Origin of the sequence: Elstera litoralis (assembly GCF_000963705.1) — a bacterium.
Classification (GTDB): Bacteria; Pseudomonadota; Alphaproteobacteria; order Elsterales; family Elsteraceae; genus Elstera; species Elstera litoralis.
Window position 1 is genome coordinate 1 of record NZ_LAJY01000239.1, and the last position, 6,745, is coordinate 6,745.

General features: G+C 62.6%; 5 protein-coding genes. 2 read left to right on the forward strand and 3 right to left on the reverse strand.

The genetic code is table 11. From position 1 onward, the window contains the following. Positions 1-157: 157 nt before the first annotated feature. The 3 genes from VZ95_RS10115 to dps form a co-directional block, all read right to left on the reverse strand. Positions 158-1,456 (reverse strand): glycoside hydrolase family 130 protein, encoded by a 1,299-nt coding sequence (locus VZ95_RS10115; protein ID WP_045775734.1) that lies wholly within the window; start codon positions 1,454-1,456, stop codon positions 158-160. Positions 1,457-1,495: 39 nt separating this feature from the next. Then, positions 1,496-3,796, reverse strand: a complete 2,301-nt coding sequence (locus tag VZ95_RS10120) for a glycosyltransferase family 4 protein (protein ID WP_045775735.1) — start codon at positions 3,794-3,796, stop codon at positions 1,496-1,498. A gap of 555 nt (positions 3,797-4,351) precedes the next feature. After that, a complete protein-coding gene (dps, locus tag VZ95_RS10130) occupies positions 4,352-4,861 on the reverse strand; it encodes a DNA starvation/stationary phase protection protein Dps (RefSeq protein ID WP_045775737.1) in 510 nt (169 codons plus the stop codon). Between the two features lie 87 nt (positions 4,862-4,948). On the opposite strand from dps, the gene VZ95_RS10135 reads away from it, so the two are divergent. Together VZ95_RS10135 and VZ95_RS10140 are read left to right on the forward strand one after the other, a co-directional pair. Then, positions 4,949-5,359: an ArsR/SmtB family transcription factor gene (locus tag VZ95_RS10135; RefSeq protein ID WP_332308066.1), complete on the forward strand. Its 411-nt coding sequence runs from the start codon at positions 4,949-4,951 to the stop codon at positions 5,357-5,359. Positions 5,360-5,736: 377 nt separating this feature from the next. Then, the gene (locus tag VZ95_RS10140) at positions 5,737-6,705 is read left to right on the forward strand and encodes an HAD-IC family P-type ATPase (protein WP_232302594.1); all 969 of its coding nucleotides are present in this window, start codon (positions 5,737-5,739) and stop codon (positions 6,703-6,705) included. The last annotated feature ends 40 nt before the right edge of the window (positions 6,706-6,745 follow it).

A 6,745-nucleotide genomic window follows, 5' to 3' on the forward strand; every position in this document is an offset into this window, starting at 1 on the left:
AAATGGGCGTGCGGCCGGGCGAGTTTCGCATCCGCTTCCACGGATTGCAGCGTGTCGATGGCGTTCTTCGGAATCGTCAGAAGTTCGTTCATGGCGTTGCCGCTCCTTTTGGGTTGCTACCTTAAGGAACGCGCCAGCGCCGATTTGGTTTCATCAATCAAGAATCCAAGGACATCAACAGATCATCGATCCGCATTGTCGAGAAGTTCGAGAAACTGTCCGAAACCGCATAGGGTAGAATAATCAACTCCTTATGCCGCACCGCCCCGCATGTATAGACGACGTTCGGCACATAGCCCGCCCGTTCGGACGGGTCGGGATGGACGAGCGGGGCTTGCGAGCGCGCCAGAATTTTCGACGGATCGTCCTTATCCAGCAGCACGGCACCAATGGAATATTTGCGCACCGGCCCGACGCCGTGGGTGAAGAGCAACCAGCCATCGTCCAGTTCAATCGGCGAACCGCAATTGCCGATCTGCACAAACTCCCAGGGGAATTTCGGGGTTAGCAGCAAGGTGCCGTGGTCCCAACGATAGAGATCGTCCGAATAGAGCAGGTACAGATTCTCGCCGTCATAGCGGGCGATCATGGCGTAGCGCCCATTGATTTTGCGCGGAAACAGCGCCATGCCCTTGCCGCCCGCTGCCGTGCCCGCCAAAGGGGTGAGGCGGAAGGATTGGAAATCGCGGGTTTCCAGCAATTCCGAGCGAATGGCGCTGCCGTCATAGGCGGTATAGGTCGCGTAGAACATCGTCGCATCGCCCGCGGCAAACGCCACGAAGCGCGCATCTTCAATCCCGCGCGATTGGGCCAGAGTGAGCGGAAAAATCACCCGTTCGCTCATTTCTTCTTCGGGCCGGAAGGCGATGTCCACCGTATCGCCCATCGGGCCGGGCGTGCGGGTGCGCAGTTTGGGGATTGTCGCCAGCCGCGCGATGGGGTCCACCGTTACGCTGCCGTCGGCATCGATACTGCCAACCCGGAAGGTGAGGGAAGAAATATGCCCCTCGCCGACCGCGCGTAAACTCAGAATAAAGCGGCAACCGCCCACGGGTGCCCCGGTTTGATCGGGATGGGCGACGATGCTCGGATTAAAGAGGGCTGCCGATTCGAACGCATATTCATTCAGAAAATAAGAGCCGACCAACTGCCGCTGCGCGGTGGTGAAAACGCTATGGGGAAGGAGAGCTTCTTCCATCTCATCGGCGCGCGCTTCGAAGATTTCGAGCAAATTGCGGTGGCGGCCTTGGAAGTTTTCCAGCACGTCCGTGAGCAGCATCGCGGTGGTGTCGGCGTCCAGCGCCATCACATGATCGACGATGCGATTGGCGCGGGTTCGCTCTTTTTCCTTCAGCGGGCGCGGATCGACCGAGGGCTTGAACGGGCGCACGACAACGCGGGCCGGGTCCGGGTGAAGATAGAGAGCCTGACGGTTCAGAAACGTCGCTTGGGGCACAATTGGCTCGATTTCTAGTGAAGGAAACGCAAGGAAGCTTTACGGATGGGCGGCGCGGAAGGGCACGAGCGTGCCCGTGGGCCGCACCCGTGTGATGCGGACCAATTGGCGGATTTCGGCGAGGCTCAGCAGGTAGGACACCACCGATTCACCGCCCCGATTCTCGTTGGGCCGGTCGCGGTGCAGCCCGTCGCGGCAGCTTCCGGTATCGAAATCGACCAACGGCACCTCAAGGTCATTATGGCCGAGAAACCAGGAAAAGCAGGTGATTGCTTGGGTTTTCCACGCGTCGTCCCGCTCGGCCCGCCACGCCGCAAGACAGGCGGAGAGCGCCGCCGTGGCTTCCAGCGGTTGCTGATCGAAGGGCTGGGGCGCACAGCGCTCGGTGCCGAACGTGTCGGACCCGACCGGGCGGAAGCAGCCGTTCTCGGCGGTTTGCTGGCGCATCAACCAGCGCAGGGTCCGCAGCCCCGTGTCCAGATAGAGTGGCGTTTCCGTGGCAACCCCGGTGGCAATCAGCGCTTGGCACAGCCGGGCATTGTCGTAGGACAGGCCGGATTCGAACCAGGGCCACTCGGGCGTTTCACTGTCGCGCAAGCGTGCGATCAGCTTGGCCGCAAGGCGGTGGCGCAGGCGGTTGGCCTCCGGGATCGGCGTGAGTGTATCGCAATAAGCATCGAGCCCCAGCAGGGCAAAGGCCCAGGCGCGGGGGGAGGTGAAACTTTCGACACTGGGGAGAGCTTCGCAAAACAGCCCCTCGGCCCACAGGCGGCGCGATGCCCGCGTATCGTCGCGCGCGCAGGTGCCCAAAGCCCACAGCGTGCGCCCGTGACTGTCTTCGGAGCCGGTATCTTCCAGCCACTGCCGCTGAAAACTCATGAAATTGCGAAACCGCCGCGTATCGGGATTCCAGGCATCCTGGACGAAGGCGGCAAAGCGCGTCGTTAGAACTTCTGGCAGGCCCGCTTCGGCGGGATGATTGAGCGCGCAAGCCAGCAGCAGCGCGCGCGCGTTATCGTCGACGCAATAGCCGTGCGACCGATCGGGAATGGAATGAACCGCGTGCTGGAACAGGCCGGTATCGTCGCACATCGACAGGAAATACCCGAGCCGCATATCGGGCGGCAGGAGCTCTTCCGGCGCGGGCGGGAGTTCGTCGCGCTGCGCGATCAGCGTGAGGTGCGGCGCGCGTGGGACGGCATCGAAAATTTCCCAGTAGCGATCCGCCGTGCGCGCCCAGGTCATCGACCGGCTATCGGCATAGGCGCGCGTGCGTAAGGATTGGCGGCGCGTGTCGTCGGTTAAGAGATCGGAAATCTCGCGCCCAAGCGCTGCCGAATCACCGAAAGGCACCAACACGCCGCGCCCATCGGCCAGCAGTTCTTCGGCGTGCCAATAGGGCGTTGACACGACGGCTTTGCCGAGGCCGAAACTATAGGCCAAGGTGCCCGATGTCATCTGCGCCTCATTCAAATAAGGCGTTACATAGACATCGCAGGCGGCGATGAAATCCAGCAGCGTTTCGTAATCGACGAACTGATCGAGAAAAACGATATGGTCGGTCAGCCCAAGCGCTTGTACCCGGTCCATCAATCCGCGCCGATAGGTTTCGCCGTGATGGCGCACGAGGGTGGGGTGCGTCGCGCCCAGAATCACGTACAGCGCATCGGGGCGGCTTTTCAGAATCGACGGCATCGCCTCGATCATCACCTCGATACCCTTATTGGGGGAGAGGAGCCCGAAGGTGAGAATCACCATCCGCCCGGCAAAGCCGCAGCGCAGCTTTGCCGCTTCCGGCTCGCTAAACCGAACATCGGGGATGCCGTGGGGGATGACGGCGATTTTATCGGCGGGAACGCCATAGACCGTTTGCAGCAGAACGCGGCCTTTTTCGGCCATCACGATTACTTTTGCGGAGGCGGCAACAATCTCGTCGAGCACGCGCCGTTGCGCGCGCGTTGGGGTTTTCAGAACCGTGTGCAGGGTCGTGACCACCGGCATGGTCAGCCGTTCCAACAGCCCAACGATCGCGCCGCCGGCCTCGCCCCCAAAAATGCCAAACTCATGCTGAAGCGAGACAAGATCGATCCGCGACGTGTTTAAAACATCGCTCGCCTGCCGATAGTCGCTGAGGCAGGCTTCGCGGATCTGCACATTCACCATCGGCGGATAATCGTAATGATGCCCCGTATCGGTCATCGCGACGATCCCCGTTTGCACCTGGGGCCGCGCGACCGAGATGGCGCGGTGCAGATCGGTTGTGAAGGTTGCGATACCGCAGCGCCGGGGCAGGGCATTGCCGATAACGGCGAGACGCCGTAGGGCGGGGGCTTGGGGCATTATCCTCTCCAACTCTGCACCGCGCGAGGCCGCGCGCCGCGATGACCTAGAGCATCGAGCGTCAAATGTGACGCACGATGCTCTAGGTTTATTTTGGCCCTCGCCGCCCGGTGCGTTTGACGCGCCAAGCGCATCGCCGGGCGCATCCGCGCCCTTGGCCGCCGCCTCAATGGCGGCTTTTAGAGCCGCGCGGCTCTAGAAAACCCCGATCAGCGCGGACGCAATTTGGGGCGATAGCTCGGCTGCCCGCCTTTCGGCCAAACCGGCGCGAGCGGGGGGGAATCGCCTTAAAATCCGTCGCCGCAAGAAGGGTTTCGGCGACGGGCACGAGCCCTAGGGCAAGATCGCGGTGCGGTCCGTCCTGCGGATCTTCCATAGAGGGGGGCGGGGGATCTTGAAGCGTGGGGGGAAAACGGTTCATGGCGTAAACTCCAAAATCCTGCCGGACGAGCCCGCACGGCGTGGGACCCTCTTCCGGCGAAAGCGGCTGATGCCTGCAAGGCTACGCGGCGGCGGCCGGTCTGGGCAGGGACGGGAACTACTCAAGACAGGGGTTTAGGCGACCGCTGCAACGGCGACGGGCTGCACCCGAGGCACCGCGTGGGATTCTACGAACCAAAGCTGCTGATCGATCCCGCGCGAAATCTCGGTCAATAGATCGGCAGTATCGGCATCGCCCGCGTCGGTGCTGAGGGTGCTGGCGTCGCGGATGGCTTGGCTGAAGGCGGCAAGGCTGGCCGAAACGGCAAACACATGCTCGGCAACTTCCGCGACGCCCAGCGGATACGGCAGCAGATACGAGCGCTCGGCGGCGACGCGAATCGTCCCGAAGGCGGTGCCGCCCAGCCCGCCCGCGCGCTCGGCAATTTTATCGGCGACGGCCCCAACCTCGGTCGCGACACTGTCGAAAAGCTCGTGGATCGCCATAAAGCCCGGCCCCCGCACGTTCCAATGGGCCTGCTTCAGTTGGGCTTGCAGATCGATTGCCGCCGCCAAATGCTTATTCAGCACGGCGACGGATTGGAGGCGAATCGCTTCGGGTAGCGTATTATGCGTAAACAGCATGAGGGGGGCTCCAATCAGGAAAACTCGGCGATAGGGCCGTGTGCGGTTGTCGCGCAGCGGGGCAAATCAATCGGCCTTGACTATCCTTTGAAACGCCAATCTCGGTTGATGGTTCCGTCGGCGGCTTCCGATCTTGACCGCGTCGCAAAACTCCCCGACCCTGCGCCGATGAGCGAACGAACCCTGCATAATCTGGCGGTGGCGGAAGAGCATGCCGCCGAATTGGCCGATCTGTTTCGGCTGCTGGGCGATCCCAGCCGCCTGCGCATTGTGCTGGCCTGCCTTGATGGCCCTATTGGCGTCTCGGAAATTGCCGAGCGCTTGGGGCTGAGCGTGTCGCTGGTCAGCCATCATCTGCGGCTCCTGAAGGCCGCGCGCATCGTGAAGGGCACCCGGCAGGGCAAGAATATTTTCTATGCTGCCGCCGACGATCACATCCGCTGCGTCATTTCCGATCTCGCCGAGCATATCGTCGAGGAAGATGATATCGATACTTGAACAATCGTTCAATTGTTCGTAGGGTGAGGGCGTCAGAAAGTGAGGCCCTCCTATGGCTGTCATCGCCCTTACCCGTTTGCTGCCGAGTGTGCGCGAGTGTGCCGACTGCCGCACGCGCTTCGAAAGCCGCCTTGCTCAAGGCCTGAACCGTGCCCTCCCGCAAGGGCGCGATCATCTCGATCTATCGGAGGCCGAGCAAGCCGTTGCCGAGGAAATTGCGGCGGAGCTGGCGGGCGCGCACGCGCATCACGCTCACGATCATCACGACCACTCGGGCCACGATCACGCCGGTCATACCCATGCGCCGGTCGATCTGAAAAAACTGGTGGAAAACGGCGGAAGCGGCCTTTCTCAGCCTCTCCGGTCTCTTGATCGCCGTGGGGCTGCTGCTCGATTGGACGCAAGGTGCGGAGAGCCGCTTCGCCTATGTGCCGGCGGCGGTCATCGCGCTTATACCCATCGGGCGCAAGGCGGTGGCTGCGGCGCGCAATGGCACCTTCTTTAGTATTGAAATGCTGGTGTCGATTGCCGCCATCGGCGCGTTCTTTATCGATGCGGTGGCGGAAGCGGCGGTGGTCGCGTTTCTGTTCATCATTGGCGAAATGCTGGAAGGCGTTGCCGCCGCCAAAGCGCGCGCCGGAATTCAAGCCCTGGCCGACCTCGTGCCGAAGGGGGCGACCGTCGTGCGGGACGGGCAGCGCATCGATCTGCCCATCGCCGATCTTACCCCCGGCATGCGGGTGGAAGTGGTGCCGGGCGGGCGGATTCCCTGCGATGGAACCATTGCCGCCGGGCAAACCAGCGTCGATCAATCCCCCGTTACCGGCGAATCGGTGCCGGTCGCCAAAACCGTCGGCGATACGGTTTTTGCGGGCAGCATCAATAGCGATGGCGTCATTCAAATCACCGTCGAAACCGCGAGCGCCGATAATACGATTGCCCGGATCATCGCGCTGGTGGAGCAAGCCGAAGGCGCGAAATCGCCGACTGCCCGGTTCATCGACCGCTTCAGCCGCTGGTACACGCCCAGCGTGACGCTGCTATCGCTGTTGGTAATCATGGTTCCGCCGCTGCTGTTGGGCGGCGATTGGTCGACCTGGGTCTATCGCGGCCTCACGCTGCTGCTGATCGCCTGCCCCTGCGCGCTGGTGCTGTCGACGCCCGCCGCCATTACCTCCGGCCTTGCTGCCGGGGCGCGGCGCGGGTTGCTGATGAAGGGCGGGGCGGTGCTGGAGAAGATCGGATCGGCGGCGATTATCGCTTTCGATAAAACTGGCACCCTCACCGAAGGCCGCCCCAGCGTAACCGATATTCTGCCGGTCGAGGCGACGCGGCGACGCTGCTGACCTGGCGGCGGCGGTCGAGCGTGGCTCCCATCATCCGCTG

Bases quoted from the DNA above. Each gene is read 5' to 3' on its own strand.
- dps (WP_045775737.1), bottom strand. From the start codon at position 4,861: ATGCTGTTTACGCATAATACGCTACCCGAAGCGATTCGCCTCCAATCC.
- VZ95_RS10120 (WP_045775735.1), bottom strand. From the start codon at position 3,796: ATGCCCCAAGCCCCCGCCCTACGGCGTCTCGCCGTTATCGGCAATGCC.